Raw genomic sequence first — 26,551 nt, 5'->3', positions numbered from 1 at the left:
CATAAAAATAACATATAACCTTCCTCCGCTACCTACATGCTCAAAAAAATGTGCGAAACTTGACGGACACTACCTCCCCATGGGACCAGTTCCTGCTGCGCCAGAGTTCGGCCTGTCACTCCAGTTGATCCATGATGCAGCGAAGACCAAAACCACCGAGCACGCGCAGTATGCCCGCCGCAATCTCATGCGAAAGCAGGCCGGGATTGCGTTATTACCACCGAAGGAACCGTTGAAAAAGGGTGAGACGGACCCGAAAACTACCATCTACCGCTCGGGCTGGAACATTCCGCAACTGGTCAGCTACCTCTATCCCGCCAACCGCGACCGGCTGGTCTGGCAGCCGCCGGGCGGCGGGCAGGTCGAGTTTCTCCGCGACGACATGGAGGCCACGCCGCCCCGATTCAGCCCCGAAGGCTGGCATTGCAAGGAAATCGCCGCCGGCCACTACCGGCTGACCGACCGCGAGGGCTGGGTGTGGGAGTACAAAAACGGACTGCCCGCGACGCTGACCGCGCCTTCGGGCCGCCAGCTCGAATTTTTCCACGACAAGGGCCTGCTCGTCCGGGTGCTCCAGTACCTGAGCGCGGCGGAAAAAGGCACCCGCAAGGAGGTGCTGCGCGTCACCTGGAACGACCAGCGCAAACCGGTCCGCCTCGTCAGCGACCTGATGGAGCACCGGCTCACGTACGACAAGGACACCGGCCACCTCATCCGCTGGGATTCCACCTTTTTCACCCTCGCCAGCAACGCCGCCGCCGAGCGCAAGAGCGTCAACGAAACCCGCCCCGAGACCGATCCCGTGATCAACCTCGAAACCGGATCGCCCGCCCTGGCCGAGAACGGCAATGCGATGGGCGCGATGCATTTTCGGTACATCGAGGATGTGCTCGCCGTGATCCGTTATCCCGGTGGCCGCACCGAGCGGTTTCGCTGGGAGATCGAAAAGGGCCGGCTGCTCGACGACGGGCTGGCCACCTACGAACATTCCGGGGCCGAGCGCAGCGGCTACACCCTGAGCCGCACCGACCGCGCAGGCCGCAAGACGACCGTCCGCCACGACTACGCCAAATCCACGCTGACCACCACGTACCCCGACGGCAGCCGCGAGGTGACGGCCTACCAGCGCCGCGCCGCCGGCCGCGGCCTCCTGCGCGAGCGCACAGGTCGCGACGGGCAGGTGACCTACCGGGTGGACTACAACACCCGCCATCTGCCCGTGCGTATCCGCGAACTCGGCAAAGCCGAAATCCGCCAGGTGTACGACGAGCGCGACCGCCTCGTGGAAATCTGGCGCGCGCCGATGGGGGCGTTGCCCGGTTCAGAGTTTGGAGTTTCGGGTTCGGGGTTGTCGGCATCGGGATCGCCAGCGACACCCGCAACCGCCAGCAACCCCAAACCCGAAACCCTGAACGCCAAACCCGACGGCGAAGCCGTCGCCGTCGCCGGCCAGCTTGTCCGGCGTTTCCTCTACACCGGCGCGTCCCGCAAACCCTCGGCCATCCTCAATGCCGCCGGCAACCGCACGCAGATGGAGTACGACGAGCGCAACCAGCTCGTGCGCCTGGTCGCCGAAGGCGGGGCCGAAACCACTTTCCGTTACGATGTCTGGGGCCGGATGGTGTACCGCAAGACGCCCGCCGGGTTTATCGAGCAGGTCAAATACGACGACGAGGGCCGCCCCGTCGAACAGCGCGGGGAAGACGGCCGCATCGCCACCACCCGCTACGACAAGGCCGGCCGCCTGCTCCAGCGCACCGAGGCCGGCGTGGTGTATTCGTACCGCTATGACAACGCGGGCCGCCCGTTCGAGGTGCAGCGCAACCACCAGCCCTGGGGCAAGTGGGCCTACCTCGCCGAGGCCCTGACGCTGCCGGAGCCGAAAAAAGCCCCGTCCACCTGGCAGCCCGCGCCGGCCAGCGTGTTTTTGCAGGGCGTGAGTTTCACCGACGCGCGCGGGCACACGACGAAACGGTTTTACGATGCCGAGGGCCGGCTCGCCGCGGTCATCGACCCGCTCGGCCAGTGGACGATCTACCGCTACAACGCCGTGAACGAAGTCACCGGCTGGATCGACCCGCGCGGCAACGCCCTCTGGCTGGAGCGCGACGCCATGGGCCGCATCGTCCGGCAGGACAACGCGCTCGGCCAGACGCTGCTCTGGACTTACGACAGCGCCGGCCGCCTCGCCACCCGCGCCAACGGCGAGCAGACCGCCCGCTACCGCTACGACGCCGCCGGCCGGCTCACCTCCATCGACTACGGCCGCGGCCAGGTCGTCACCTACGAGCGCGACGGCCTCGGCCGGCTTGTCGCCGCCCGGACCGCCGAGATCACTACGCGCTACACGTACGACGCGCTCGACCGCGTGACGCGCGTGGAGCAGCACCCGCGCAACGGTCCTCCTTCGGGCGTCGCCTACACGTGGACACCGCACGGGCAGAAGGCCGCGATCACCATGCTTTCCGTCAATCCCTCCGATCCGTCCGGCCTGCTGAAACCCGGCAGCACGACGGTCAACCGTTACGACGCCATCGGCCGGCTGACCGGCATCGAACTGGATGGCACGCTCACGGCCCGCTACGTTTACAGCCAGGCGGCTCCCCGCCTGGAACTCAAGGCGCTCGGCAACGGGCTCAGCTACCGCTACGCTTACGACGATTTCGGCCGGATGGCCGCGCTGGAGGTCATGGGCCGGGACGGCTCGCTTCGCCAGCGTCTCCGCTACGTGTGGGACGAGCACGGCATGCTCGCCCGCCGCGTGCTGGAGAGGCCCGCGCCGGCGCCGGTTTCCTTCGTCGGAGTCGCCTTGGCGAAGCCCGCGCCGGCCGCCTTCCTGATGCCGTCGTCAGCCGCCGCAGGGTCCGCCGGCGGCGACAACGACGCAGCCCCGAAATCGCCTCCCGCCGCCGCGCCCGTTGTCGTGGAGCTCAACTACGGTTACGACGCGCTCGGCCGGCTCGTCACGGTCAACTCGCCGCAGGACCCTCGGCAAAATCGCCGCTACCGCTACGATGGCGCCGGCAACCTCGTGGAAAACCGCTCTCCCTCGCAATGGCTGCAAATGGAGTACGACGCCGCCAACCAGCTCGTGCGCAAGGCCGGTTTCCCCGGCGGCGCCGACGCGGCTGACGCCCCCTCCGGCGCCCCGGCCTCGGTGACGCAATTCCGTTACGACCGCGCCGGCCGGATGACGCAGGAAATCGAAGGCGACCAGGCCGTGCGCAGTTTCAGCTACGGGTATCTCGACAAGGTGATGACGGTGCAGCGCCCCGACGGGCGCGCCGCCGCCTATGCCTACGACGCGGCGGGCATGCTGGTCGGCAAGGCCACGCGCCCCGATGCCGGCGCCGCGCCGCAAACGGAGTGGTGGGTGTGGGACGGCCTCGCGCTGGTGCAGCGCGGCGACGAGGTGTTTGTCAACGAGCCGCACCCGGCCGGCGGCATGACGCTGATGAGCCGCACGCCGGGGGACGACCCCGCGCCTGCGGCCGGCATCGGCCGGGCATCTGTCGCCGACGCCTCCGCCATCGCCGACCCGACGCCCCGACCGGCGGCCGGCGCGGTCGAAGAGAGACTCTGACACGCGGGGAGCCGGAAGCAGCAGGGCCAGCGGTGTTTCGCCGCTTTTCCGGCAGGAAGAGGCAAACGGGATTCGACGTTCGCGCCGCAACGTGCACGTTAACATTCCTTTTCCAACATCCGACCTGCCATGAACCGTGTTATCCGCACCGTCTTTTCCACCCGCGCCTCCAACTGGGCCGCCCTTCCCGTCCGGCTTGCCGTCGGCTCCGTGATGTTTGCCCACGGCGCCCAGAAACTCCTCGGCTGGTGGGGCGGCAAGGGCCTGCAGGCCACCGCCGAAGGTTTCGCCAATGGCCTCGGGCTCTCGCCCGGCATCCTCTGGGCCTCGCTCGCCGCCGGCGGCGAATTTTTCGGAGGCGCGGCGCTCCTCCTCGGCATCGCCACGCGCTTCTTCGGGCTCGTCACCGGCTGCATCATGGCCGTGGCCATCGCCACCGCGCACAGCAAGGGTTACTTCGCTCCCTCCGGCATGGAATACCCGCTCACTCTCCTCCTCGGCTCGCTCTCCCTCATCCTCAGCGGCGGCGGCGCTCTCTCGGCCGACGCGCTTTTTTTCCGCAAGCGCACCACCACCATCACGATCAATCAGCCGGCCCGCTAGCCCGCTCGCGTACGCGGGAGTTCGCGGCGGAGGCGATCAAACATTTAGGGGAAGTTCTGAAAATTCATTTTTGAACAGAAGGAAACAAAGGAAACGAAGGTAAAAACAAAGAAGACGCCGAACAATAAGTTATTTGGTTCAAGAAATTTAAACAGGAATGAACGGTAAGCGTCCCTTGTTGTTCTTCGTTCTCTTCGTTGCCTTCTGTTCAATTTTCAGAAGTCGCCTAAAATGTTTCGGCCTTCAAACACCCAACCCGACCACGCCATGCCTGCCTCTCCCGCCCAGCCCGATCCTCACCCCGAAGTCGTCCACAACGCCGCCGTCTCCCGCTACGAGATCACCCTGAGCGACGGCGGCAATCCCGCCCTGCTCGAATACCACCTCCGCCCCGGCGGGGACGGCCAGCCCGACATCGTCACCTTCACGCACACCTACGTTCCCCCGTCCCTGCGCGGCCGGGGCGTGGCGGAGCGACTCGTGCGCACGGCCCTCGCCGACGCCCGCGAGGCCGGCGCCCGCATCGTGCCCGTGTGCAGCTACGTGGCCCGGTTCATCGAACAGCACCACGAGTTCGCCGACCTCCTTCACACGCCTCCCTCTCCTCCCCCCACACCGCCTGCATGAACGACGGACGCATCCGCAAACACGCCCGCGAACGCCTCGCCTTTACCGAAGACACGCCCGTCGCCAGACGGCTCGCCGCCTGCAAGCGTTTCCTGCGTCTGGAGAGCGCCATGATCCGCATGCGGCACGATGCCCGCGAATCCGGCCTCGCCATCGCCCGCGCCCGCGCCGACCTCGTCGATGTCGTGCTCTCGTACCTGTTCGACTACGCGCTCGCCGCCTGGGAACGCCGCGCCGGCAGCCTTCCGGCGCCCGTCGCGCTCGTCGCCCTCGGCGGCTACGGCCGCTCCGAACTCAGCCCGCTGAGCGACATCGACATCATGTTCCTTTTTCCGGCCAAGGTCTCCGCCGCCACCATCAAACCGCTCCAGCAGCATCTCGTCGACGAAGTCCTCTACATCCTCTGGGACTGCGGCCTCAAGGTCGGCCACTCCACCCGCACCATCGACGAAGTCTTCGCCGAGGCCAAACGCGACATCCAGACCAAGACCGCCCTCCTCGAAGCCCGGCTCGTCGCCGGCAACGCCCCGCTCTTCGACGGTTTCGCCGCCGCCTACCGCAGCTACTACACGACCGACGATCCCCGCGCCTACATCACCGCGCGCCTCGAAGACCAGGCGAACCGTCGCTCCAAGTACGGCGACACCGTCTTCATCCAGGAACCCGATATCAAGAACGGCGTCGGCGGCCTCCGCGACTACCAGAACATGCTCTGGATGGCCCGCGTGAAACTCGGCATCACCGAGGTCGACGAGCTCGAATCCCTGAAATATCTCCGGCGCAACGAACTCCGCGACGCCAAGCGCAGCTACGATTTTCTCCTCCGCGCCCGCAACGAACTCCACTTCCAGAGCAAGCGTCCCACCGATCTGCTCGACCTCGAAGCCCAGCCCCGCATCGCCTACGGGCTCGGCTACATGAACACCGACCCGCTCGCCCGCGTGGAGCAGTTCATGCACGATTATTACCGCGCCGCGCAGACGCTCTTCCGCGTCTCCCGCCTCGTGGAAAACCGCCTCTCGCTCAACCTCGTGCCGGGCGCTCCGTCCTCGCTCCCCCAGCCCGCCGGCGGCAGCACCGGCGGCCTCGTCGCCTCCTTCCTCGACATCGTCCGCGCCCGCCGTCACCAGCGCATCAAGCGCGTGGACGGTTTTATCCTGCGCGGCAACGAACTCACCGCCGAGCATCCCCGCATCTTCAAGGACGACCCCGTCCGCCTCATCCGCGTTTTCCGCCACTGCCAGTCGCTCAACGCCCAGCCCGATTTCTCCCTCCAGGCGCTGATCCACGAATCCCTGCCGCTCGTCACGCGCAAGGTCATCAACCACCCCGACGCCAACACCAGCTTCCGCTCCATCCTCCACGAAGCCGGCGCCGTCTACCCGACCCTCGCGCTCATGCACGAACTCGGCGTGCTCGGCCGGTTCATCCCCGAATTCGACGGCCTCACCTGCCTCGTGCAGCACGAATTTTATCACCGCTACACGGCCGACATCCACACCCTCAACGCCATCCGCCAGCTCGACATCGTGTTTCTGGAATCCGAACCCATCGCCGGCAAATACCGGCAGGCGCTCCACGAAACCGCCCACCCCACCCTTCTCTATCTCATTCTCCTGCTGCATGATATCGGCAAGGCTGTCGGCATCCGCGGACATGCCGAGACCGGCGTCACCCTCGCCATGCCCATCCTCGAACGCATGGGCATCGACGCCGCCGGTCGCGAACTTGTGGCATTTATTATCAAGAATCACCTCATCATGGCACGCTTCTGGCAGAACCGGGATGTTGATGATCCCGCCAGTGCCACTGCTTTTGCCGAACTCGTTCACGACGCCGAGCGTCTCCGCTACCTCTACGTCCATACCTTCTGCGACTCGCGCGGCACCTCCGCCGGGCTCTGGAACAGCTACAAGGACACGCTCCACACCACCCTCTTCCGGGCCACTCTCGAACAACTGACCTCCTCCGAAAGCCAGGCCGAGCGCAACTCCCACCGATTGCAAATGATCAAGCAGGAACTAGTCGCCAAAAATCTCCCCGGCGTCAGCGCGGATGAAATCAGCGCCCACTTCAACCTCCTTCCCGAGCGCTATTTTATCCAGACCGAGGCCGACGAAGTCGCGTTGCACATCCAGATGGTCAACCGCCTGCTCAAATCCATCACGCAGGCCGACACCGTGGCGGCGCTCCATCCCGTGATCGACTGGCACGACGACCTCAACCGCTCGCTCACCGTCGTCAACGTCGTCACCTGGGACCGCGCCGGGCTTTTTTACAAACTCGCCGGGGCCTTCAGCGTGGCGGGGCTCTCGATCCTCGCGGCCAAGGTCATCTCGCGCGCCGACCACATCGCGATCGACACCTTTTACGTGGCCGAGCCCGGCCGCGGTGTCGTGCAGAGCACGCGGGCGCAGGAGATTTTTGCCCGCACGGTCGAGGCGGCGCTCGTTTCCAACAAGGACCTTTATCCCGAAATCGTCGCCCAGGCCAACCGCCACCGCAGCCTGCTGCGCCCGTCCAGCCCGGCCGAGGCCTACCATGCCTCGTTCCCGCCGTCGGTGGAAGTGTACCACGAACTCAGCATGCGCCGGACGATCGTCGAAGTACAGACGCGCGACGAGATCGGCCTCCTGTTCCGGCTCGCGCGGCTCATCAGCGAACAGGGTTTCGACATCACCTTCGCCCGCATCGGCACCGAGCGCGGCATGGCGCTGGACACCTTTTATATCGAGGACAGCGCCTCGTCGCCGATCACCGCCGGAGCGAATGGCGCCGACGCGCCGGCCGACAACACCGCCCGGCTGCACGCCCTGCGCGACGCCGTCCTCGCCGAGATCGCCCCGCCCGCACCCGCCGACGCGGTCGCGGCGTCGGGATGAGGGGCCTCAGGCAGGCATTGCAGGAACACTTCTCGTCCGCGTATTCCCCAGCGGAAGATGTAACATTTTTTCCGGTTTCAACATCATGGATTCCATAATGGCGATGGTCGTTCTGCAGTTGGAGAGACGCCAGATGTCCCCAGGCAAGTCATTCCCGTCCAAGGCATCGACAAATTTCCGGAAAGCGGGCGCATAACCCATCTGTTCGTGATTGTCGCCGGCCGCGTCCGGGATGCGCATCGTCGAAGATGGGGCGGCCTTTTCTGTTCGCAGGAGTTGGCCTCGCGGGAATGCGCTCGCGGTATTGGGAAACTGGATTTCCCATGTCTGGTCGCTGTCTTCAATCACCAGGTATTCGCAATAGTCGTCGCCTGACGGAAACAATTCGAGATGACAGGTTCCGCCATGGGGCCACACCCCCTGCACACTCCAGTGGGGAGAGGGCGAATATCGGAAAAGAATCCCCGCTTCGGAAAAACAGGTGCCGGCATAAAACTGGACCGAATCGATCAGGTGAATCGCGGTGTAGGGAAAGATGTCTACATCCCGCCCGCGTCGTTCCATACGACCGCGAGCATGGTGCAGGGAAGACGGGAAATCGACGCCATCAAGGAGGGGCGTATGTCGGCGATTGAATACCGAATACAGGCGTCCACTGGCCTTCGTTTCGCACTCCAGCAGCCAGTCCAGTTCCGCCAGAGATATGGCCGGCGGTTTTTCCAGAAAAACATCCAGGCCGGCCTGAAGTCCGAGAGATGCCATTCTCGCATTGGCACGTTCGGAGGTCAGAACCATGACCGCGTCCAGCCCGGCAGACTTGATAAGATCCTCCGGCCTCGCATATATGCCGGCTTGCGGGAAACTCCGCGACGCCGCTTGCAGGTTTTCCGGCTTCAGATCGCAAAGCGCTCTGACTTCCACCTGATCGGAGAGGCGCCGGATGATGGGCGTGTAAACATCCCGCATGATCCATCCACATCCAAGAATGCCGATTTTGTGTCGTTGTGTTCGCATGGTAAATAATGTGTTTCCTGAAAAACTCCTGTTTCACAGATTTCAGGAAAGGAAGGGAATCCCCCCTGTCAGGATTTTGGCATGACCATGATCTGTTGTTTTCCGTTGATCCGGAAAATCAGACCGTGCGGGGGAATCGGGGCAGAATTCACAGATGGATTCGTGCTGACATTATCGATACGCCATGTGCCATCGTTCTGGCCCGGTTCGAGTGTGACGACTCCTGCTTTTTGCGTAATGGAAATGTCGGGAGCGTTTAATTCACTCCCGTGGAGTCCTGCCGAAATAACCGCCCCCTGCGCGTTGCGGAGAATGTAGGCGAACTGTCCTTTCAACTCGGCACTGTTTCCTGTCCACACGGTGCAGGAACCGTTTTCGTCGGCCAGTTCCGTTTTGCCATTGAAAACTTCCCGCGCGCTGAACTTCGCCGGGTTTTCGCGCGATGACTGGATGTTTATCGCAACCTGGAACCGGACGCGTTCGGCTCCCGGAGATTTCAGGGCGAGGTGGTAGCCGCGCTCCTGCGGGCGCGATCGTTTTTCGGGTTCGTAAAGCTCCGTCTCCACGATGGTCGGCGACACGGCTGACGATACCACGGAATGCAGGTTTTTGATTACGAGGCGACCGGGACCGTTGGTCATGACAAAACGCCCCTGGTCGTCTTCGGTGGCGGCCTGGTCGCTGTGCAGACGCCATTCGTATTCGTGAGGCCAAGGCGCTTCCATCTGATCGGAAATCACCAGGTAGCGTCCGTCCACCATGAGGAGATTCCGGCGCATCGTGGTCAGTCCGAGCGAATCATCGTAGGCGGCGGCAAAATCCGCTGTCCCGGCGATTATCCTCCGACCGAGCCAGACGTTTCCCATGCGGATGCGATCCAGTTTCTCATAGGGAATGTTTTTGAACGTGCTCCATGCAGTGCCTCCCCTTACCTGCCCGGTGCCATTGACGAGGATGGAGTTGTGCCAGGCAGTTTCCTTGATTGCGTAGCCCGTGTCGTTGGCAAGGAAGACGCCCTTGGAGAATAGAATAAACGAACCCGCATCGGGATGGGCATGACCGAGGGAGGGTTTCCAGTCGGGGAGCTGCCGCAAAAGCGAGGTCATGGCATGGCCGCCGGGAGGACCGGACTTGAAGGCGATGGCCGTGGCGCCGGGCGATTGCCAGTTTTCGCGCCAGTGGACGACTTCCATATCATCGAAATAGTGATACGGAGGATACAGACTCAGGTCGGCGGATGTCTTGCCCTTCTGTTCGGTGGGTATTTGCAGAAGTGAGCCAACGATGCCGTCCAGGCCGGCATCGCTTGCGCGGCGTCCCTCCAGGAAGGCATCCAACAGAGGATGGGGCTGCGCGCGATTGAGCAGGGCGGGGATGAAAGTCGGGATGCTTGTCGGATGCGTATGCCACGGACGATCATAGCCGCGTTGGGCGGTGATTCCATCCTGGTTCACTCTCGGTCCCCAGTCGGCAAAATCGAAAACGAAGTCACGATTCGGCAGGAAATTGTGGGCGAGATAGAAGGGCGCATTTTTGAGCGCAGACGTTTCGAAAAGATTTTCCCCGGTAATGCGCCAGAGCGCATAGGCGACGGGAACGGGGAATTGCATGGTGTAGCCCCAATAATTCATGCCTTCGAAAAACCAGCCATCGGGCGAAAGGGCTTCCAGACAGCGACGAAACGCATGGGCGGACCAATCGGCCCAAGCGGCAGCGTCGGCTTCCTCGTCCAGAAGAACAAGGGATGCGAGAAGCAGGCCGCTGACCGGAATGGAAAAGTGGTTTTGCTCATAGGGATAATGACGGATGGCAACCAGATCGGTGTACGTTTGGCGGGCCTGGGCAACGAGGCTGTTCCGTAAGGTGTTTTCAACTTCGGGAGGCACGCGGCCTTTCAGCATATCGTAAGAGATGGCAAGGCCGGTCAGCATCTGGCCGCAGAAAAGATCGGCATTGTCCCTGCTGCCAATATGGCGGATCGCGACGGGACCGGATTCCCGAATGAAGGGCAACCAGGCCTGAAGGCGCTCCAGATACACGGAGTCACCGCACAGGGCATAGGCGACGGCCAGTTTTCCAAGCACCGGAGCGGGCAGCCATCGTTCTTTCAGCCCGATGGGACGAGGAGCGGTTTTGAGTTCATCACCGTTTGAGCGGAAATAGTGTTTTCTCCACGACTCGTCGGTGCGGCAGCGGTTGATTGCGGACGGGAGGTCGTCTTCGGAGACGAAGAGCCGCGGATGTTTTCCACGTAGTTCCGGTTTCACGACGATCGTGCCGGCGGCAGGCTTCGCGCCAGCCGGCGCAGCTTCAGCGGAAACTTTCACCAGAGTCATTTTGAAGGCGGCCATGATGGAGATTGCGATGAAGACGGAACGGGGGAGCATAGGTAAAAGGAGGGTGAAACGGGCTGGAGTGTGGATTTGTCAGTCAGAGGAGAGGGCGCGTTTATTCGGGAGCGACGTAACCTTTGGGTCCGCCAAGTTTCATGAATTTGCCGTGCACGTAAAATCCTGCCACCAGAGCCAGCACGGCAAGCGTGGCGCCAATGGCAAACGTATGCCGGAAAACTCCGCCTGTCTGGTCGATGAGAAGTCCGACGCATGGAGCCAGCGTCATGTTGGCGAGGGCGGTGCACATACCGGCGGCGGAGGCGAACTGGGCAAAACGGGAGTGGGGGAAAAGACGCTGGGTCAGCGACGCCACGCAGGTGTAATAACAGCCGGATAACACACCGTGAGCGACCCATGCGGCGAGAAAGGATTCAGGCGTTGTCGCATGGAAACGTCCCCAGGCCATCGCCACGACGTAGCAGATCAGCGTGCCGATTGTCATGCGCAGCGGGTGAAAGGCATCCGCCGCCCAGCCCAGAAAGAAGGAAAGGCCCAGGGAAATCGAAAAGGTCATTGCGAGGTATTTCCCGTAGGTCTCCATGTCCACGCCCAGGCTTCGGGCATAGGGGAGAGCGAAAGTGTTGATCGGCAAAAATGCCAGTTGCGCGATCATTATGAGAATGAAAATCGAGAGGTAATAGGGATTGTTGAAGCATTCCTTCAGGTAGCATTTGGCCTCACGGAAAAAGCCGTGCAAAAGACCGCCGATACCGGAACGCGCGCTGCTTCTGCCCGGCATGAACGCGACGATAGGGAGAGGGGGATAGTCACCCTCTTTCACCTTGAAGCAGACCCACATGAAGGCGGCGCCGTAGAACACGCCGATGATGCACAGAATCAGAGTGAAATGTCCGGGCACCTTGCCCATGATCCAGTAATTGAAAATCATGCCGTCGATCAGGCTGACAGCGCGGAACAATCCGTAAAATCGCCCGAGCAACGATCCGGGCACCACATCGTTGATGAGTCCGTTGAAGACGGGCTGCGCGGCGACCGCGGCAAATTCAAACACGGCCCAGAACACCCCGAAACAGACGATGGCAACCACCGTCTCGCTTTGTCCCGGGAACAGACGGTGAACCTGTCGGGCAAGGATGGGCGTGAGCCCGATGCCGATCATGCCGAGAGCGGCGATGGGGGTTGTCACCAGCAGGAACGGAATACGCCGCCCCCAGCGTCCGCGATGGCGGTCAGATTTTACGCTGATGATCGGAGCAAGGATCATTCCGACAAGCGCCGGGAAGGAAATCATCAGCAGGCCGAAGAGGAAATTGGGGACCTTCAGATGATTCAGATACCACTGCGACATGGGGCCGACGGAGCGGTCACGCATCGACCAGGCAAAATCTCCGCAAAGTAACCAAAAAAAGATGACAACAAGCCCGCCGAATGTGTAGGTGAGCGTGCCTGCCTTCCACATGCGATTGGGCCTTATCGTGGGCGGATCGCCTGGTACAGCCGGAGCACAGGACAGTGGCGTGGAAGACATGGAGGAGCGGAAGGCGGAGGGGGCGACAGGATCACTGCCGGTTGTCAATCTGTTGGTCGAGATTGGTGCCGACGGGAATTTTGCCGACGCTCCAGTCGAAGAAAAGGGCCAGACGATAGCTTCCGGCGACAGGTTCAGCCGGTGTATTTTGTACGGTGCCGGCCTCGATAATAGCAGAATCTTCACGCATTTTCTGGTCGACTTGCATCATTGCCCAGACGCGGGAAACGGTGAGTGCGCCGGTAAGTGCTTCGTAGCGTTCGGGTGGAACACTCTGGAGGCCGAAAGGGCGTATGTTGCGCGTGGTTCCGGGATAATTGAGCCGCTGAATCTGTCGATTGAGCACCCACTCCGTGGTCCCTGTCCTTTTGGAGGCAGAGAGGGGATCCGTGAGGCATGGGACACGTCTCAAACCAGAATCGCCGCCTGCCGAAACATAAGGCGCGAGGTGTATGGCAAGATAAGCGACCTCGCTGTTCGTGAAACTGGCTTTGACTCCGGTGTTGAGGCCCCCGGAGCCTTCACCAATGGACGTGCCATCATTACGACCAGGCAGTTCACCGCGATGGTCGTCGGTGAAAAGCATGATCGCGACGCCGCTCTGGCGAAGGTTGGAAATGGTCTGGACGAGGCGAGCTTGTGTGCGGACTCGGCCAACCGTGGGAATGATGATCGCGGCCAGAATGCCAATGATGGCAATCACGGTAAGCAACTCGACCAGCGTGAACGCACTGCGTCCTTTATCCCTGATTATACTGGCAGGAAACGACGGGAAGCGGGCAATTCTGATGTTCATGGTTCGGGGCGGGGGATGATGGAATGCCGGCGGTCAGCATGATTGGCGGCAGTGGCGGATGCGTTTCATAACGACGGTGGCCAGGAGGATGCAGAGCGTTGCGAAAAGGACCGTGGCCGAGGGTTCTGGAATGGCGCTGGTCTTGACCATGGAGAGATCCGCGAACGTGGCGGAGCTTTGGCCAAAGTTGCTGGTAATGCTGATGCCGATACGATCATACGCCAATGTGACGGGTGAGGTGTCCAGCCAGGAACCTATGAGTGAATAGGAAGAAACACCTCCTGTGCCAATGAGGGACCAATTGACGAGAAGTCCGTCCGCCTCGCGTTTGAGGCTCAGCATCAGATTGTATGAACCGGCCGCGATTTCCACGCCGCCGCTATTGCCTCCGGTGATTGACGTGAGGATGCGAGTCCATCCGTCGCTACTGGTCGCGTTCCAGCTGCCAGTGCCGGTATTCTTTTCGTAAAGGTAGGTCGAATTGTCCGGACGATTGCCAACCATGTAGCCCAGCCAGCCGTTGTTATTTGTGCTGTCGTTGCTGTTAAAAAGTCCCCAGCGAAAGTTCCCGCTCCCTGTGTTTGGGGTGCCAGCAAAGGTAAAAGTCACCTGGCCGGAGAACGTAAGCGTGTCACCAATCGCGTCGAGGGTGGAACCGGCGGGCAGGGTCGCGCTCAGTGATTTGGACCCCGAGGTGACGGCAGGATGGTCGGTGTCGGAATCGGTGTTGGCACCGCTCCAGGAATCGAGCGCGGCGGCGCGGGCAAATGAGACGAGAGACAGGAGCAAGGCCGTGGAGACGAGGAGGCGGGTGGTGTTTTTCATAATGGTTTGGGTGTTGGCGCGGGGCGCGGTGATTTTGTGGATGACCGACGGGGCGGATGAAGTGGTTTTTGGGCTGGAGGGACAAGGGCGCTGCCGTTAACACAGTTTAATAGAGTGAAACCAAAATCGAAATCGGGTGCGGTGACAGAAGCGAAGAGCGGGCGTGTGAGACAGCGCGACATTGCGGCGGCAGCCGGGGTTCACAGGACGACCGTGTGCCTGGCGTTGAAAAATCATCCGGGGATTCCGGAGGCGACACGCGAGCGCATTGTACGTCTGGCGGAAGAGATGGGATATGCGCCGGACCCCATGCTGTCCGCGCTGGCGAGTTACCGCACGCGCAAGCGTCCGACAGTGTTTCACGGGACGCTGGGGTGGCTGGTGAATTCGTCGGGCGGATACGTGTGGGATTCGTTTTCGTTCTATCGGGATTATTTCGACGGAGCCCGTGATCGGGCGCGAAAACATGGATATGCGCTGGAGGTTTTTGATCTGAATGGAGAGGGGATGTCACCTGGACGCGTGGCGGCGATTTTGCGGGCGCGCAACATCGACGGGGTGTTGTTGTGCCCCCAACCGGAGCCGGAGGTGTCGATGGATTTTCCGTGGGAACAATTCTCGTCGCTAACTTTCGGATACACTCTGGCCAGTCCCCGGCTGCACACGGTGGCAGCCACGCATCATCGCAACATGGTGCGGGCGATGCGCGAGTTGCTAAACCGTGATTACAAACGGATTGGTTTTGTCTTCACGGAACAGCATGACATCCGCACAGATCGAAACTACTGGGCGGGATACCTGGCGGAGGAACTGTCCTATGAATTGCGGTTGCCGAAAGTGCCGCCGTTTATGGGATCATTTCCGAAAGCGGGGGAGGTGAGCGAAAAACATTTCAATACGTGGCTGCGCAAGCATCGCCCTGACGCAATCGTGACGGGAGACTTCCGGGCGGTCGAGCGGTTGAAGGAGATCGGATGCCGTGTGCCGGAGAATCTGGGTGCGGCTTGTGTGGCATTGCCATCGTGCGAAACGCGACTGGCCGGTGTGGTTGAAAATTCAATACATATGGGCGCGGTGGCCGTGGATGCGCTGGTGGCGGCAGTGCAGCGGGGCGAGCGGGGAGTGCCGGAGCAGCCGCAACGGATTCTCGTGGAGGGGTTGTGGCACGAGGGGGAGTCGTTGCGTCCCTGCGGGACCGTCAGGTAAAAACAGGAGAACAGGCGGCTTCGTCTCGTGGCGATACGGGCGGGGGAGCCTTCCGGGTCATGAGCCGTGTGCTCCGCGCAGGAATTCGCAAGATTTCTCCGGTCGGGAAACGCACTTCGGCCTCGGTAGTGCCGAAGTTCATTGTATAGACGAGCTTGTCTCCCGTTTCCCGGTTTTCGTGCCAGCGGATGAGCACGTGTTCGGGTTTTTCCACCCGATGCGGATGATCGGCCGGGAACAACCCGGCAAAAAACTGTTGGGCATACGCGCACAGGTTCTCCCTCCAGGCGGTCCCTTGCACGGAGGCAAAATAAACGGCCCGGCCTTGACCGTGGCGGTTTTCAATCACCATCGGCCAGCCGGTGGCGGCTTCGCGGGCGAGGATTCTGGCGCCGGCAGAGGGAAGCAGTTCGAACTGCTGCGTCAGGAACGGCGCAGGAAGGCGATGGCCGCCCCAGGTGAATTCGCCGGCGGGGCCGACGTCGCGCTCGATGACGCCAAAGACCTCCGAGAGCACGCGGCCCGGCGAACCTTCGGAGCGCACCACACCGTTGTCATCGAGAATCGCCAGGCGGGCCTCGGCAATCAGCGTGCCGCCCGCGGCGACATAACGGGCCAGCCACGCGGCCTGATCATCGGTGAGCGCAATCGCGGCCGGAAGCACCATCACGGGAGTCGCGAGGTCGGCCTCGGACAAACATTCGAGGCTGGCATTTTCGACGGCAAAACCGAGTGCGGTAAAGGCACTGTGCCAGCCCCGAAGCGAGCCGGACTGGTGGCCGGAAGTCCCCTTCAGGCAAACGTCGTGAACGACACGCGCACGGTAGCCGACGAGAATCTTGACATCGGCGGGCACCGGCCGCGAAGCCGTGATGGCGGCCTCGTTCTCGCGCAAGGTGCGGACCAGCGCGGCCACGGCGGCGGCGCGCGGACCGGGCGTGCCGTCGAGGCGGGTAAGCCCGCGCCCGCTGGCCTGGTAGCCGCGCAGGAAGGGACGCCAGCGCCAGAGTTGCATGGCCTCGGCGCCAGCGGCGATCGCCGCCCAAATGCAGAGCGCCAGCAGGGACGGTGACATCTCGGAACCCGGAGTGAGCACCGCCTGGGTGTGCGTTTGCAGTTCGTTGACGTAGTAGGGCTTCCCTGCGGCAACCGCCGCGGCGCGACTCATGCCATAGTAGTGCATGAGTTCCCACGGGCGGTCGCCGAGATCGCGGCCCCAGCTTTTCGGATAAAACGTGCCGCCGAAAATATCGCAGTCCGGAACGCGGGCGGTGGAAAACTCGTCGTTGTTGCGACCGGAGAGGCTCTGTTCGAGAAGCTGGCCCGAGGTGCCGTCGATGATGACGGGGCGGACCGGCGACCCGTCCGCCTGCCTGTCGGGATCGGCGGCGCGGGTCCAGGCAGCCCAGCGTGCGCAGATGTCGGTGAGGGTCTGCGAGCGGAAGTGTTCGTAATCGATGACAGGCAGCATGCTGCTCCAGACGCTGTACGGCGCGTCGCGGTCGGCGGGGTTGACTTCGGAAAAATCCCGATAACGGCGAAACCAGCGGCGGTTCAACGTTTCGATTTTGTTGTCGTAACGCTGGCGCAGCCAGTCCCGGTAGCGGGCGACTGTCCAGGGATCGTCACTACGGAAATGGGCCTCGTTGAAAATATCCCAGCCGCAGACGGCCGGGTGATGCCGAAGGGCCGCGACGCAGGTTTCGAGGTAACGTTTTACGAGAATGTCGACATCGGGGTGATTGAGATTGGCCCAGAAGCAGTTGTTCCAGCCCTTGAGGCCGCCGCTGGCGGCTCCGGCTCCGGGATCGGACAAGACCATGTCCGGCCGCATGAGGCAGTCGGGCGCGAATTCCTGCGACTGGTTCTGGCCGATGAGCTGGACGATGACGCGCAGGCCGAGCGACCGGGCAAGGTCGAGATAGCGTAACGTGTCATCGAATACGTATTCATCGGGCCGGGTGGCGAGCCACGAGTTGGCGGCGGGCCAGAGCGTGAGGGTGTTGAAACCGTGATCGCGCATGAGCCGCATGTCGCGTTCGATCCCGGTCCAGGTGTATTCCGGTTCGAGCAGATAGACGGCTCCGAAAGGATAAGCGGCGTGGCTTGAGGAAGAAGGATTCATGTGGCGCGGTCGTGGCGGGCAAGTGTGACGGGATCGGCAGGCGGCTGGCGCCCGATGGCGGGTGACGGGCGGGGCGTCATGGGATGATGCCGAGGAAGGTCTTGAGAACAGCTTCATCGGCGGGCGCCCCCTGTTGCCATGCCGTGTTGCCCACCCACCAGGCCCAGTTGTGGTGGAAAACGAGGGCCGGCACCCGTTGACCGTCGGGAAGCCTGAGCTCGGCGGCAATCCGGGCATCGGGCCGCAGTGCGCTTTTTCCGAGAAACGTGGCCAGAGGAGCCAGCGCGACGGGTGTCGCCGGAGCGGCGGCGGAGAGCGGGTTCCATTCAAGCAGGGTTTGCGCCATGCCGGAAATTTGCACGGGCGCCTTCCAGATGCCGCCGTCGTCCGCCATGTTGCGGACGCAGACGAGAATTTCGTTCGCCGCGCCCCAGCGGATGAGGTCGGAGGGGATGTTGTATTCGCGCGAGGCAGTCCACCAGTTGGAGCGCTCCTCGCCGGTATGGCCGATGCGGCGTCCGTTGAACCAGACCCAGTCGAAATCATCCACGGCCCCCATTTCGAGGCGAAGTTTTCGTCCTTCCCAGGCCTTGGGAATCACGACGGTTTTCCGGTGCCAGGCGTCGCCGATGCTGTATTTGAGCGAGCCGAGAAGAGTGGCCTCGCCCCAGAAACCGGGGACGTGCCTAGGTTCCCATCTGGCAATCGAGGGAGGATATTTCGGAGCGTTTTTCGAGTTGGCCGAGGGGGACGGCACGAGCGCCCAGTCCCATTGGCCGGAGAGATCGAGGCTGTCGGCCTCGGCATGCAGGATGTTTGCGGTGGCCGCAGGGGCGAAGAGGATGCCAAGGCGGGCGAGCGTGGCGGCGGGACCGTGTCCGGTGGCGGCGGAGCGGGCGTAAGCGTCGCGATCGAGGCGTCCGTAAAGCAGAACGGGGGCCTTGTTGTGCCGTTTCAACACGTCGAGAAGGCGGTCGTCGGCGTAGGAAACGTCGGTGATGACGGCGTCGTATCCGGAAATCAAAGCCGGATCGCGGATGACGCGGAGGCTCTCGAAAAGATCAGCGTGGACCTCGTTTTCCCGGAGCACGGAGAAAATGTCGCCCAGGGTGTTGAGGACGCCGGGGGCGGCGGCCTGCCGGGTGTTTTCAATGACGGCCACGCGCTTCGTGCCGGGAGCGGGGGCGGCGGGCCATGAAGTGCGTATCCAGTCTGCCATGCGAGGGAGATGGGCGACCTCGGGCTTCAGGTACCAGTCGTCGTCGGACATGAGCATCCCTCCCCCTCCCCTCGCGGAAAACGCGAAAGGACAAAAGCCGAGGCCGAGCTCGACGTGACGCCGGACGCGGGCCTCGCCGTTTTCCATCTGTTGCTCGGAGTCGTAACTCTTCAGCGTGAGCGCGGCGGCCTTGCGGGCCTGGTTACCCCCCATGCCGTAATGGGTGCCGGGAAAAACATGCGGGCCGACATACGTCGTCAGGGACTGGAAGTTCGTCGGGACGGGGCTGCGATCGAGATGGTTGCCGCCCATGATGTATTGGGAAACGCCGGTGGCGTCGGGGCGGGATTTGCGGAGGGCCGCCACGATGTCGCCGGTGAGCTGCTCCTGGAGATCGGCGGCCCAAAGGATAAAGTCCCAAAAACGCGGGTTTTCGGCATAGGCGGCATCCGCGTTGGCGTCGCCCTGAAAACCCGGAGGCAGGATGGTGTTGTCGTCCCAGTTTTCGCCGGGCTGGAGCGCATGGGAGGCGGCGTTGGGCGCGGTGCTCTGCGACCAGGCGGCGGCGAGGGTGGCGCGATCGTTGTTGTAGTGGGTTTTCAGCCACGCATTCCATTTCTCGACGAGCGTGGGGTAGGCAGTGATGCCTTTGGCGCCGCGTCCGAGCGGGATCTCGTTGCCGGGAACCTCGAAAGCGACGATATTGGGCACGTCGCGCAGGGTTTGCCCGAGACGATCCCAGCAATCGAGGAGAGCTTCCGTCCAGTGCCAGGCGTTGTGCTTTTCGGCGCCGACCTGCTTGACTACGGGCTCCTGTCCGGGTTTGCCACGCAGGAACCAGTCGGGGTAAGGCCAGTGGAGATCGATGCTGATGCCGAGCCCGTGGCGTTCGGCTTCGTTCATGATCTGGAAAAGCATTTCCAGATAGGTGGCGTCGAATTGTCCGCGAACGGGTTCGAGTTTGGCCCAGATGACGGGGAGCCGGATGCCGTTGAACCCGAGGGCGGCAAGGTAGTGCATATCCCATGCACGCTGGTCCTTGCCGGTGCCGGGCAGGTAAATCGCCCGGAAAAAATAGGGGGCGAACATACGGTAAGGCTGGCCGTCGGGGCGCAGGAAGGTGAGCGAGTCGTCGCGTTGCGTCCAGCGGCGTTGCACAGGCGTCAGGCGTTTCTGAAGGGTATCAATCCACGCGTCGGTTTGAGCCTGAAGAGCGTTGACGCGGGTCCGCCGAGCGGCGGATGAGAGTGACGTGTTTCCTGTCTCCAATTGGCGGAGTTCGGCAAGGCGCGTTTTTTCCAGAGTGGCGAGCGCGGCGAAGAGAGGATCGTTGGCGGAAATCTTCGCATGTTGCGCCAGGGATTGCCAGTAGTCGTGCTGTTCCTTAAGGGAGACAAGGTGTGCGGCGTCCCAAAGCAGGGCTTCGTTGCGGAGGCGCTCGATCCCGGCGCCACTATTGCCGCCAAGCGGTGCGCCGCGTTCGCGGAGCCAGCCAACCATTGTTTCCAGTTTCTGAATGCGCCTGGAACGAAGGTCGGAGGAATAAGTGCGGGCGTCGGATTCCTCGCGAAAAACAAGGGAAATATGGTCCAGCGAGAAAGCGAGGGGCAATTGTTTTTCAGATACGAGAAAGCCGATGGCATTGATTTTCCGGGCCTTCGCGGCGTCGAGCCCGCCGTCGGTGAAGAGGCAGGTGATCGTATTCTTTCCGGCAACAAGCGCGTAGGTGGATTGGGTTCTGGTTTTGTGAAGCACGAGCGAACCGTTGTCCTTCGCATCTTCGAAAAACTGGAGGGTGATTTCTCCGGGAGCATCGGCCGTGAGCTGGATCCGGGCACCCGCAAGTTTGCCGACGGCTTCATGCGGAAACACACTGCGCACAAGAACGCGGGGCGGTTTGCCGGGAATTTTTTTGCCGGGGGGAGGAGGAGCCAGTTCCAGACGGAGGGTTTGCGGTTTGGCGTCAAAACCGTCGTCCGCCGTGGCATCGACGGTGACAACGGCATTGCCGGACGCCTCGATGTGACGGACGAAGCCGTCATAAATGCGCGCGCAGGGCGAATCCCGGCCCGCCTCGGGAGCAATCCACGGGGCGAGTTGTTTTTCGGATACGGGAGCGCTGGCGGCGAATGCAGGCGTGATTGCCACGAACGGAAGCGCAAACGCGATAGCAATCAGCCAGTGGAGGGGATGCTTTTCAGGCATGGAAAAAGAAAAATGCGGGGAGAGAGGAGGAGCCAACGGAAGCTGTCCTGCCCGTTGTGGGCCTCCGAGCTCATTCATTGTAATACCAGAGCTGGCGATTGGCGGCTTCGGTTTTGGTGATGCTGAAAACGTTGCCTTCGTAGGCGACGACAAGGCAGCGCTCGCCGGGGGAGCGGTAGGCGAGCGCGCCGCTTTTGTAGACCCAATCGGGTGCGGAGCTGCTGTCGCGGCCCGTATACGCGACTTGCCAGTCGCACGAATCGGCAAAGCAGATGGTGCGCGAGCGGCGCGGTATGTCGGATATGCGAACCACCCTTTTCGAGTCACTATTCTCGTTTGAGTTGTAGTTGCTGCCGATGCTTGCCGTCGCGGCGGCCATCCATTGCGGGAATCCGGTGCGCGTCACTGCCGGGTATTTTGCGAGGCTGTTGTCGGGGAGGCTGCTGTCAAAGGGAGCGGTGATTCCGAGGTAGGCGCGAAATTCGTTGTTCATTCGCCAAGTGATGCGCCCGCCCCCCCCTGCCGGTATGTAACTGCACGGGACATAGCGTTCCTTGTGTTCACCGGCGTACATGATGTTGGCGAGTTGGAGTTGGCGGAGGTTGGAGGATGTGCGGGCGGCGTAGGCGCGCTGGCGAACGGAGCCGACAACTGCAATCACGATGGCGGCGAGGACACCGATGATGGCAATGACGCAAAGAAGCTCGATGAGCGTAAAGGCACTGGTATGACGGACGACGCGGCGGGCTTCACGTGAAGCCCTTGCCGGAGACTCCGCTTCGCTCCGTCTCTGGCAAACAAATACACGTTGTGAATGGGTAATCATGATGGGGAGTGGGAGAAAGTTTGACTGGACTTGAGAACGAAACCCGAGAGTCGCAAATGATCGCCCTCTGCCAGGTTTCAGGAATTGACCAACCTCCACGGGGGGAGAGATCAAACGCATCCAGTCCGCCTGCGAACGAACAGGGCCGCAATCAGAACCAGAACGCTACCGGCAAGAGTAATGGCACCGGGCTCGGGAATGACGGTGCCAGTGACAGTAATGTTATCAAAAAAAATGGAGGGACTTGAGCTGGTCCCGTTAAGCTGAACGTAAAAGCGGAACTCCACGGATTCCCCGGCATGGAGCGTTGTGCCGGCGATGGATGCGTACGATGATAACGGTGAATTGGCCTCGCTGGATTTGAATGCGGAAAAGGCATCGTAGGCGGCGCCGGCATTCACGGTATTGGCGCCTGCGCCAGGAGCCGTGGCATAAGACATTCCATCCGAAAACTCATTACCAGGATAAGCGTGGTCAGTTACGGCATAATCCCCTGCCAAAACAGGTCCTGGCGCGGCATCGGTTCCGAATCCGCCGATGGAGGAAAGAACCCAGAATCCCCGCCCATGGTCAGCAACCGAGGCGGTGGAGCGAAAGGTGAGGGATGACAAAACAACGTCGGTGTTTGCGGTGATAGTGAATGAAAAATAAGCGTTCCCCGTCATCGCCCTGGACAAAGTTAACATGGCATCGTCATCGCCAGTTCGCCCTGCTGAGTTGGCCTGCACTTTCAGTTGGTTGGACTCCCTGTTGATAGAGAGAGCACCACTGCTGGCGCGGGTGAGAAGCGTGACATCCACCAAGGCAGACGACTCCGTCGAGGCCTCGACGCCGGTGGAGTTGAGTGAGGCGTTGGTTCCCTGAAAATCAAATTGGGCGAGGGTGACCAAATCGGCGGCGTGGAGCAGGAACGGAGCGGCGAGGAAGACGCAGAGGCAGGTGATGATTTTGGGAGTTTTCATGGTCTCTCACGGTGTAATGAGAGAGTCGGAGTCGCGACAATTTTGTTGTGTATTCTGATACACACTGATTTTTCGACATCCGTTCCCCATGAAAAACGAAAAGGAAGATACAGCAGGCGGAAGACTAACACAGCGGGAACTGGCCCGGAAACTTGGCGTGAGCCAGGCGACGATATCGCGGGCGCTGGCCAAAAATTCGCGGCATTCGGCAGAGATGCGCAAGCGGGTGGCGGCGGAGGCGGAGCAAGCGGGCTACCGACCTGATCCGGTGCTGGCCAGCCTGAACGCCTACCGGCGCATGCGGCGTCCGATCACACAAGGACAAACCCTGGTGTGGTTTGGAGGAACACAGGAGGGAGATCGCAGCAGTTATGAGGCCATCCTTTTCCCGGCCGCGCGCACGCGGGCGGAGGCGCTGGGTTATGGCATGGAATATTTCTGGGAAAACGAACCCGGGTATTCGGCTCAACGCTACGAGCAGATATTCAATGCACGAGGAGTCGCCGGAGTGGTGTTCGGACCCCGTGCGCAACCGCATGCACGCATCGAATTGAAAATAGAGAATTTTTCCGCTGTCGCTCTGGGACGTAGCGTGGACTGGCCGCCTGTGGACCGCGTTTCCACGGATCATTTTCAGACGATGGAAATGTGCTATGCTGCGGTTCGTGACCGCGGATTCAGGCGCATCGCTTTTTCAATGACAGAAAGCTACAGCGAACGCGTGGCAGGTTTATGGGCGGGAGCATTCCTGAGACAGCAGATGCGTAACCCGAAATTGCCCAAAATCCCGCCCATGCTGGATGACGACGCCCATTCGGGAGGCAAATTCGAGGCGTGGTTCAGCAAATGGAAGCCTGATGCGATTATCACGATGGGCTGGCATTTCGGGTGTCTGGCGTCGCTGGAACGGATGAAGGTGCGTTTTCCGCAAGAGGTGGGGGTGGCTCTGCTGGTCGTGCCGGAGCACGAGGCGTTACTCGCCGGTTTCTCAGGCATTCATGAGCCGGTAGAGGAACTGGCGGCGTTTGCAGTGGATGTGCTGGTGGGACGGATACGCAACAATGAGCGCGGGGTGCCGAGGGATCGGCGCGTGCATTTGCTGCCGGGGCGGTGGTTTGAGGGAAGGACGTTGGCCCCCCTGCCCCTGCGGAGCTAGAGCAGTTCAAATGAAACCGGGGTCGGAATTAGAGGCACAAAGGTTTTTGCCGCGCAGGATGCTCTCCATCGCGCTTATAAGCACGCGGGGGATTCTCGCCGGGGGGATGGATTCTTTTGTGCCTTTTGTGGCCATATTCAAGGGGTGATTTCCGGGGGACGAGCGGTGTTCACTGGTTGTCCGGGGTGGCGGTGAGCGGCCAGTCGTCGGTGCGGAAGGGGGCGGCGGGGAGGCCGGCGGCGTTGACGAGGTTGACTTTTGGATCGTTGCAAAAGGCGTAGCGAACGGCAATCGGAGCGGAAACGGCGGGGGAGGTCAGGAGAATTGTCGTTTCTGTTTCGATACGCGCTTCGGCGGGATGGAAAACGTGGTCGGGGCCGGCAAGGAGAAACGCGGATGGGGAGGCGTTGTCCGTGGTGCGGAGTCCGCCGGCGGTGCCGGGTTGATAAGTGACGCGGGCAATGGGGCCGTCAAAGGTGGCGATGGCAAGGGTGGGGCCGTTGACAGTGAGCGTGTCGTTTCCATAGGCGAGGGATCCGGCGAGGCGGGCAAGGCGTTCGCCGACGGGACGTTTGTCGCGCGGGTGCTCTTTTGATTCGGGGCCGCTGACGTCAAGCGTGACAACAAGGCCGGTGGCAGGAAGGCGCTCGACGGCGAGCGCCTGCGCTTCGCGGAGTCCGGCGCGTTCGAGTCCATCGGGAGCGAAGCCGGGGGCGCGGTAGGCGGCGAGTTGCACGATGAGGAAAGGGAGGTCGCCGCGTCCCCAGGTTTCGCGCCAGGAGGTGATGAGGGCGGGAAGGGTTTCGCGGTATCGGGCGGCGCGGCGAGCGTTGGCCTCGCCCTGATACCAGAGGAAGCCACGAACGGGAACCTTCGTGACGGGTGCGATCATGGCGTTGTAGTAACCAGCGGGCTGGTTGTAGTGGCCAGGGCCGGGCGGTTGTTGGGGACGCTTGGGTTCGGGTTTCCCGGCTGACCTGGCGGCGGCTGCGCGGGATTTCCAGTCGTCGAGTTTTTTCTCCCAGCCGGCCTTTTTTTGGGGCCAGGCGGTGAGGTCTTGCCGCCATTGGTCGCGGTCGTCGGCGAAGGCGGGATTTTGGTTAAAAACGGAGAGCGGTATCCATGACTGGATACGAGTGGAGCCGCGCGAGGCGCAGATGACGGCGACGGGTACGCCGAGGTCGGCGTGGAGTTTGCGAGCGAAGTGGTAGGCGACGGCGCTCATCCAGCCGGTGGTCGCGGGCGAGGCGACACGCCATGCACCGGGGGCGTCCGCGAGCGGGGCGTCGGCGATGACGCGGGGGAGATTGTAAACGCGAACGTTGGGGTTGGCGGAGGCGTCGATGGTGGTGCGGGCGTCGGTGGTGTCCTTGACGAGCCAAGCCATGTTGCTCTGGCCGGAAGCGAGCCAGACTTCGCCGATGAGGATGTTTTCCAGGCGGAGGGGAGCGGGCGTGGCAGAGCCTGTGATGGTAAGGGTGCGCGGGAGGTGCGAGGCGGGTTGGGCGGGGAGCGTCACGCTCCAGTGGCCGGTGTCCGGATCAGCAGTGGTGGTGGCGGAGACGGGCGTTGTGCCCGGCGCGGAGGGGAGCAGGGAGAGCGTAACGGTGATTTTTTCGGCCGGGGCGGCGTTGCCCCATACGGGAATCGGGGTGTCACGCAGGAACACGGCGTTATTGTTGAAAATTGCCGGGAGTGTGAGGGTGGCACGGGCGGGCAGCGGCGCGCTTGCGAGAACGCCGGCCAGGAGCGCGAGGCAGAGGGCGACGCGAAAGCGGCAGCGGTGGCGGGGACATCGGAGGGTCGCGGGCATGGTTGCAGTCGCCGTTGCTGTCATTGTTCGATGCGCCCTTCGTAAACGAAGTGGTCGGTGAATTTGGCTTTGGCTTGTTGAGGGGTGAGGGATTCGATGTGGTAGTCGGCAAAAGCGAATTGGGCAGTGCCTCGGTAGCGGTAATCAATGGCGTCGTTGTCGGCGAGTTTGTCACTGAGTTTGATGAGGTCGGCGTTGAAATTGGTCCAGGTGACGCCGACTGTGCTTTTGTCTCTGTTGGTGGCACTGTTCACGATGGCGTCAAAAAAGAGGACGGCGTTTTTTGGATTTTCAATGGAGTCAAGACGGCGGCCATAGTTCGGTCTGCTCTTGCTTCCCGAATTGGTCGAAATGGCGTTGCTGTTGGGCGGGATATAGAGAACTCCGCCGCCTGCATACGCACAGCGTACCTTTACGCCTGGATTACCTTTTGAAACCGCCTTGGGATCGGAAAAGATGGAGTGGTAACTGGTGCCGATGCCACGCGAATTGGCTGACGCGGGCAACCAGGGGAGAAGCGGATGCCGGTTCCATTCGACCCAATCACTGTTGTCGTCCTGGAAGCTGACGGGGGGATAATAGTTTTTGTTTTCCGTGGCATAGGCGGCGAGCGCGAGCGCGATCTGGCGTTTTTGCGAGATGCCACGCGCGGCCCAGGCGGAGTCGCGCACGCGCAGTGTCACGGGAATAAGGATGCCGGCAAGGATGCCAATGATGGCGATCACCGTGAGCAGTTCGACGAGCGTGAAGGCGGGGGATTTTTTCTCACGCGGAGAGGCGATGGCGCGGAGAGGAGATGCTGTTTTTTTTATTGTGTTCATGGGGAG

General features: G+C 62.0%; 19 protein-coding genes. 8 read left to right on the top strand and 11 right to left on the bottom strand.

Annotated elements, in window-relative coordinates; translation table 11 throughout:
* The first annotated feature begins 79 nt into the window (after positions 1–79).
* From OPIT5_18510 to OPIT5_18490, 4 genes are all read left to right on the top strand, one after another.
* Positions 80–3,583, top strand: a complete 3,504-nt coding sequence (locus tag OPIT5_18510) for a sugar-binding protein (protein ID AHF91918.1) — start codon at positions 80–82, stop codon at positions 3,581–3,583.
* Positions 3,584–3,712: 129 nt separating this feature from the next.
* The gene (locus OPIT5_18505; protein AHF91917.1) at positions 3,713–4,186 is read left to right on the top strand and encodes a membrane protein; all 474 of its coding nucleotides are present in this window, start codon (positions 3,713–3,715) and stop codon (positions 4,184–4,186) included.
* Positions 4,187–4,453: 267 nt separating this feature from the next.
* The gene (locus tag OPIT5_18495; protein AHF91916.1) at positions 4,454–4,813 is read left to right on the top strand and encodes an acetyltransferase; all 360 of its coding nucleotides are present in this window, start codon (positions 4,454–4,456) and stop codon (positions 4,811–4,813) included.
* A complete protein-coding gene (locus OPIT5_18490) occupies positions 4,810–7,695 on the top strand; it encodes a uridylyltransferase (GenBank protein ID AHF91915.1) in 2,886 nt (961 codons plus the stop codon). The genes OPIT5_18495 and OPIT5_18490 overlap by 4 nt, the downstream gene beginning before the upstream one ends.
* Positions 7,696–7,701: 6 nt before the next feature.
* Here the strand turns inward: OPIT5_18490 and OPIT5_18485 are convergent, their stop codons facing one another.
* The 5 genes from OPIT5_18485 to OPIT5_18465 form a co-directional block, all read right to left on the bottom strand.
* Positions 7,702–8,709 carry a dehydrogenase gene (locus OPIT5_18485; protein AHF91914.1) on the bottom strand — a complete coding sequence of 336 codons (1,008 nt, stop codon included), beginning with the start codon at positions 8,707–8,709 and terminating at the stop codon, positions 7,702–7,704.
* 68 nt (positions 8,710–8,777) lie between these two features.
* A complete protein-coding gene (locus OPIT5_18480; protein AHF91913.1) occupies positions 8,778–11,096 on the bottom strand; it encodes a heparinase in 2,319 nt (772 codons plus the stop codon).
* A gap of 61 nt (positions 11,097–11,157) precedes the next feature.
* Positions 11,158–12,591 (bottom strand): MFS transporter, encoded by a 1,434-nt coding sequence (locus tag OPIT5_18475; GenBank protein ID AHF91912.1) that lies wholly within the window; start codon positions 12,589–12,591, stop codon positions 11,158–11,160.
* A 31-nt stretch (positions 12,592–12,622) separates the two neighbouring features.
* Positions 12,623–13,387, bottom strand: coding sequence for an N-terminal cleavage protein (locus tag OPIT5_18470; protein ID AHF91911.1), 765 nt, complete (start codon positions 13,385–13,387; stop codon positions 12,623–12,625).
* Positions 13,388–13,420: 33 nt separating this feature from the next.
* Positions 13,421–14,212: a hypothetical protein gene (locus tag OPIT5_18465; protein ID AHF94513.1), complete on the bottom strand. Its 792-nt coding sequence runs from the start codon at positions 14,210–14,212 to the stop codon at positions 13,421–13,423.
* 1 nt (position 14,213) lies between these two features.
* Between OPIT5_18465 and OPIT5_18460 the strand changes: the two genes are divergently transcribed.
* Together OPIT5_18460 and OPIT5_18455 are read left to right on the top strand one after the other, a co-directional pair.
* Positions 14,214–14,312, top strand: coding sequence for a hypothetical protein (locus tag OPIT5_18460; GenBank protein AHF94512.1), 99 nt, complete (start codon positions 14,214–14,216; stop codon positions 14,310–14,312).
* Between the two features lie 188 nt (positions 14,313–14,500).
* A complete protein-coding gene (locus tag OPIT5_18455) occupies positions 14,501–15,418 on the top strand; it encodes a LacI family transcription regulator (protein AHF91910.1) in 918 nt (305 codons plus the stop codon).
* Here the strand turns inward: OPIT5_18455 and OPIT5_18450 are convergent.
* The 4 genes from OPIT5_18450 to OPIT5_18435 form a co-directional block, all read right to left on the bottom strand.
* Entirely contained in the window at positions 15,411–17,543 is a 2,133-nt protein-coding gene (locus OPIT5_18450) for a glycoside hydrolase family 42 (GenBank protein ID AHF91909.1), read from the bottom strand. The genes OPIT5_18455 and OPIT5_18450 overlap by 8 nt on opposite strands.
* 76 nt (positions 17,544–17,619) lie before the next feature.
* Positions 17,620–20,967, bottom strand: a complete 3,348-nt coding sequence (locus OPIT5_18445) for a glycoside hydrolase family 2 (GenBank protein ID AHF91908.1) — start codon at positions 20,965–20,967, stop codon at positions 17,620–17,622.
* A 70-nt stretch (positions 20,968–21,037) separates the two neighbouring features.
* Positions 21,038–21,793: an N-terminal cleavage protein gene (locus tag OPIT5_18440; GenBank protein AHF91907.1), complete on the bottom strand. Its 756-nt coding sequence runs from the start codon at positions 21,791–21,793 to the stop codon at positions 21,038–21,040.
* Positions 21,794–21,903: 110 nt separating this feature from the next.
* The gene (locus tag OPIT5_18435; protein AHF91906.1) at positions 21,904–22,755 is read right to left on the bottom strand and encodes a hypothetical protein; all 852 of its coding nucleotides are present in this window, start codon (positions 22,753–22,755) and stop codon (positions 21,904–21,906) included.
* 88 nt (positions 22,756–22,843) lie between these two features.
* Here OPIT5_18435 and OPIT5_18430 point away from each other — a divergent pair, with 88 nt between their 5' ends.
* Together OPIT5_18430 and OPIT5_18425 are read left to right on the top strand one after the other, a co-directional pair.
* Entirely contained in the window at positions 22,844–23,911 is a 1,068-nt protein-coding gene (locus OPIT5_18430) for a LacI family transcriptional regulator (protein ID AHF91905.1), read from the top strand.
* A gap of 58 nt (positions 23,912–23,969) precedes the next feature.
* The gene (locus OPIT5_18425; GenBank protein AHF94511.1) at positions 23,970–24,059 is read left to right on the top strand and encodes a hypothetical protein; all 90 of its coding nucleotides are present in this window, start codon (positions 23,970–23,972) and stop codon (positions 24,057–24,059) included.
* Between the two features lie 21 nt (positions 24,060–24,080).
* On the opposite strand, the gene OPIT5_18420 is transcribed toward OPIT5_18425, so the two are convergent.
* Both OPIT5_18420 and OPIT5_18415 read right to left on the bottom strand, forming a co-directional pair.
* Entirely contained in the window at positions 24,081–25,748 is a 1,668-nt protein-coding gene (locus tag OPIT5_18420; protein ID AHF91904.1) for a sialate O-acetylesterase, read from the bottom strand.
* Complete coding sequence (locus tag OPIT5_18415; GenBank protein ID AHF91903.1) at positions 25,745–26,545, bottom strand: hypothetical protein; 801 nt, start codon at positions 26,543–26,545, stop codon at positions 25,745–25,747. Before OPIT5_18415 ends, OPIT5_18420 begins: the two co-directional genes overlap by 4 nt.
* Between the last annotated feature and the right edge of the window lie 6 nt (positions 26,546–26,551).

This window comes from Opitutaceae bacterium TAV5 (genome assembly GCA_000242935.3).
GTDB lineage: Bacteria > Verrucomicrobiota > Verrucomicrobiia > Opitutales > Opitutaceae > Geminisphaera.
This window is presented reverse-complemented; position numbering and strand designations above follow the sequence as displayed.

Excerpts from the sequence above, each read along its gene's own strand:
- OPIT5_18445 (AHF91908.1), bottom strand. The coding sequence starts at position 20,967 with ATGCCTGAAAAGCATCCCCTCCACTGGCTGATTGCTATCGCGTTTGCG.
- OPIT5_18430 (AHF91905.1), top strand. The coding sequence starts at position 22,844 with ATGAAAAACGAAAAGGAAGATACAGCAGGCGGAAGACTAACACAGCGG.
- OPIT5_18435 (AHF91906.1), bottom strand. The coding sequence starts at position 22,755 with ATGAAAACTCCCAAAATCATCACCTGCCTCTGCGTCTTCCTCGCCGCT.
- OPIT5_18495 (AHF91916.1), top strand. The coding sequence starts at position 4,454 with ATGCCTGCCTCTCCCGCCCAGCCCGATCCTCACCCCGAAGTCGTCCAC.
- OPIT5_18480 (AHF91913.1), bottom strand. The coding sequence starts at position 11,096 with ATGCTCCCCCGTTCCGTCTTCATCGCAATCTCCATCATGGCCGCCTTC.
- OPIT5_18510 (AHF91918.1), top strand. The coding sequence starts at position 80 with ATGGGACCAGTTCCTGCTGCGCCAGAGTTCGGCCTGTCACTCCAGTTG.
- OPIT5_18455 (AHF91910.1), top strand. The coding sequence starts at position 14,501 with ATGGGATATGCGCCGGACCCCATGCTGTCCGCGCTGGCGAGTTACCGC.
- OPIT5_18505 (AHF91917.1), top strand. The coding sequence starts at position 3,713 with ATGAACCGTGTTATCCGCACCGTCTTTTCCACCCGCGCCTCCAACTGG.
- OPIT5_18415 (AHF91903.1), bottom strand. The coding sequence starts at position 26,545 with ATGAACACAATAAAAAAAACAGCATCTCCTCTCCGCGCCATCGCCTCT.
- OPIT5_18440 (AHF91907.1), bottom strand. The coding sequence starts at position 21,793 with ATGATTACCCATTCACAACGTGTATTTGTTTGCCAGAGACGGAGCGAA.
- OPIT5_18460 (AHF94512.1), top strand. The coding sequence starts at position 14,214 with ATGGTTTGGGTGTTGGCGCGGGGCGCGGTGATTTTGTGGATGACCGAC.
- OPIT5_18420 (AHF91904.1), bottom strand. The coding sequence starts at position 25,748 with ATGACAGCAACGGCGACTGCAACCATGCCCGCGACCCTCCGATGTCCC.
- OPIT5_18425 (AHF94511.1), top strand. The coding sequence starts at position 23,970 with ATGCTCTCCATCGCGCTTATAAGCACGCGGGGGATTCTCGCCGGGGGG.
- OPIT5_18485 (AHF91914.1), bottom strand. The coding sequence starts at position 8,709 with ATGCGAACACAACGACACAAAATCGGCATTCTTGGATGTGGATGGATC.
- OPIT5_18475 (AHF91912.1), bottom strand. The coding sequence starts at position 12,591 with ATGTCTTCCACGCCACTGTCCTGTGCTCCGGCTGTACCAGGCGATCCG.
- OPIT5_18450 (AHF91909.1), bottom strand. The coding sequence starts at position 17,543 with ATGAATCCTTCTTCCTCAAGCCACGCCGCTTATCCTTTCGGAGCCGTC.
- OPIT5_18470 (AHF91911.1), bottom strand. The coding sequence starts at position 13,387 with ATGAACATCAGAATTGCCCGCTTCCCGTCGTTTCCTGCCAGTATAATC.
- OPIT5_18465 (AHF94513.1), bottom strand. The coding sequence starts at position 14,212 with ATGAAAAACACCACCCGCCTCCTCGTCTCCACGGCCTTGCTCCTGTCT.
- OPIT5_18490 (AHF91915.1), top strand. The coding sequence starts at position 4,810 with ATGAACGACGGACGCATCCGCAAACACGCCCGCGAACGCCTCGCCTTT.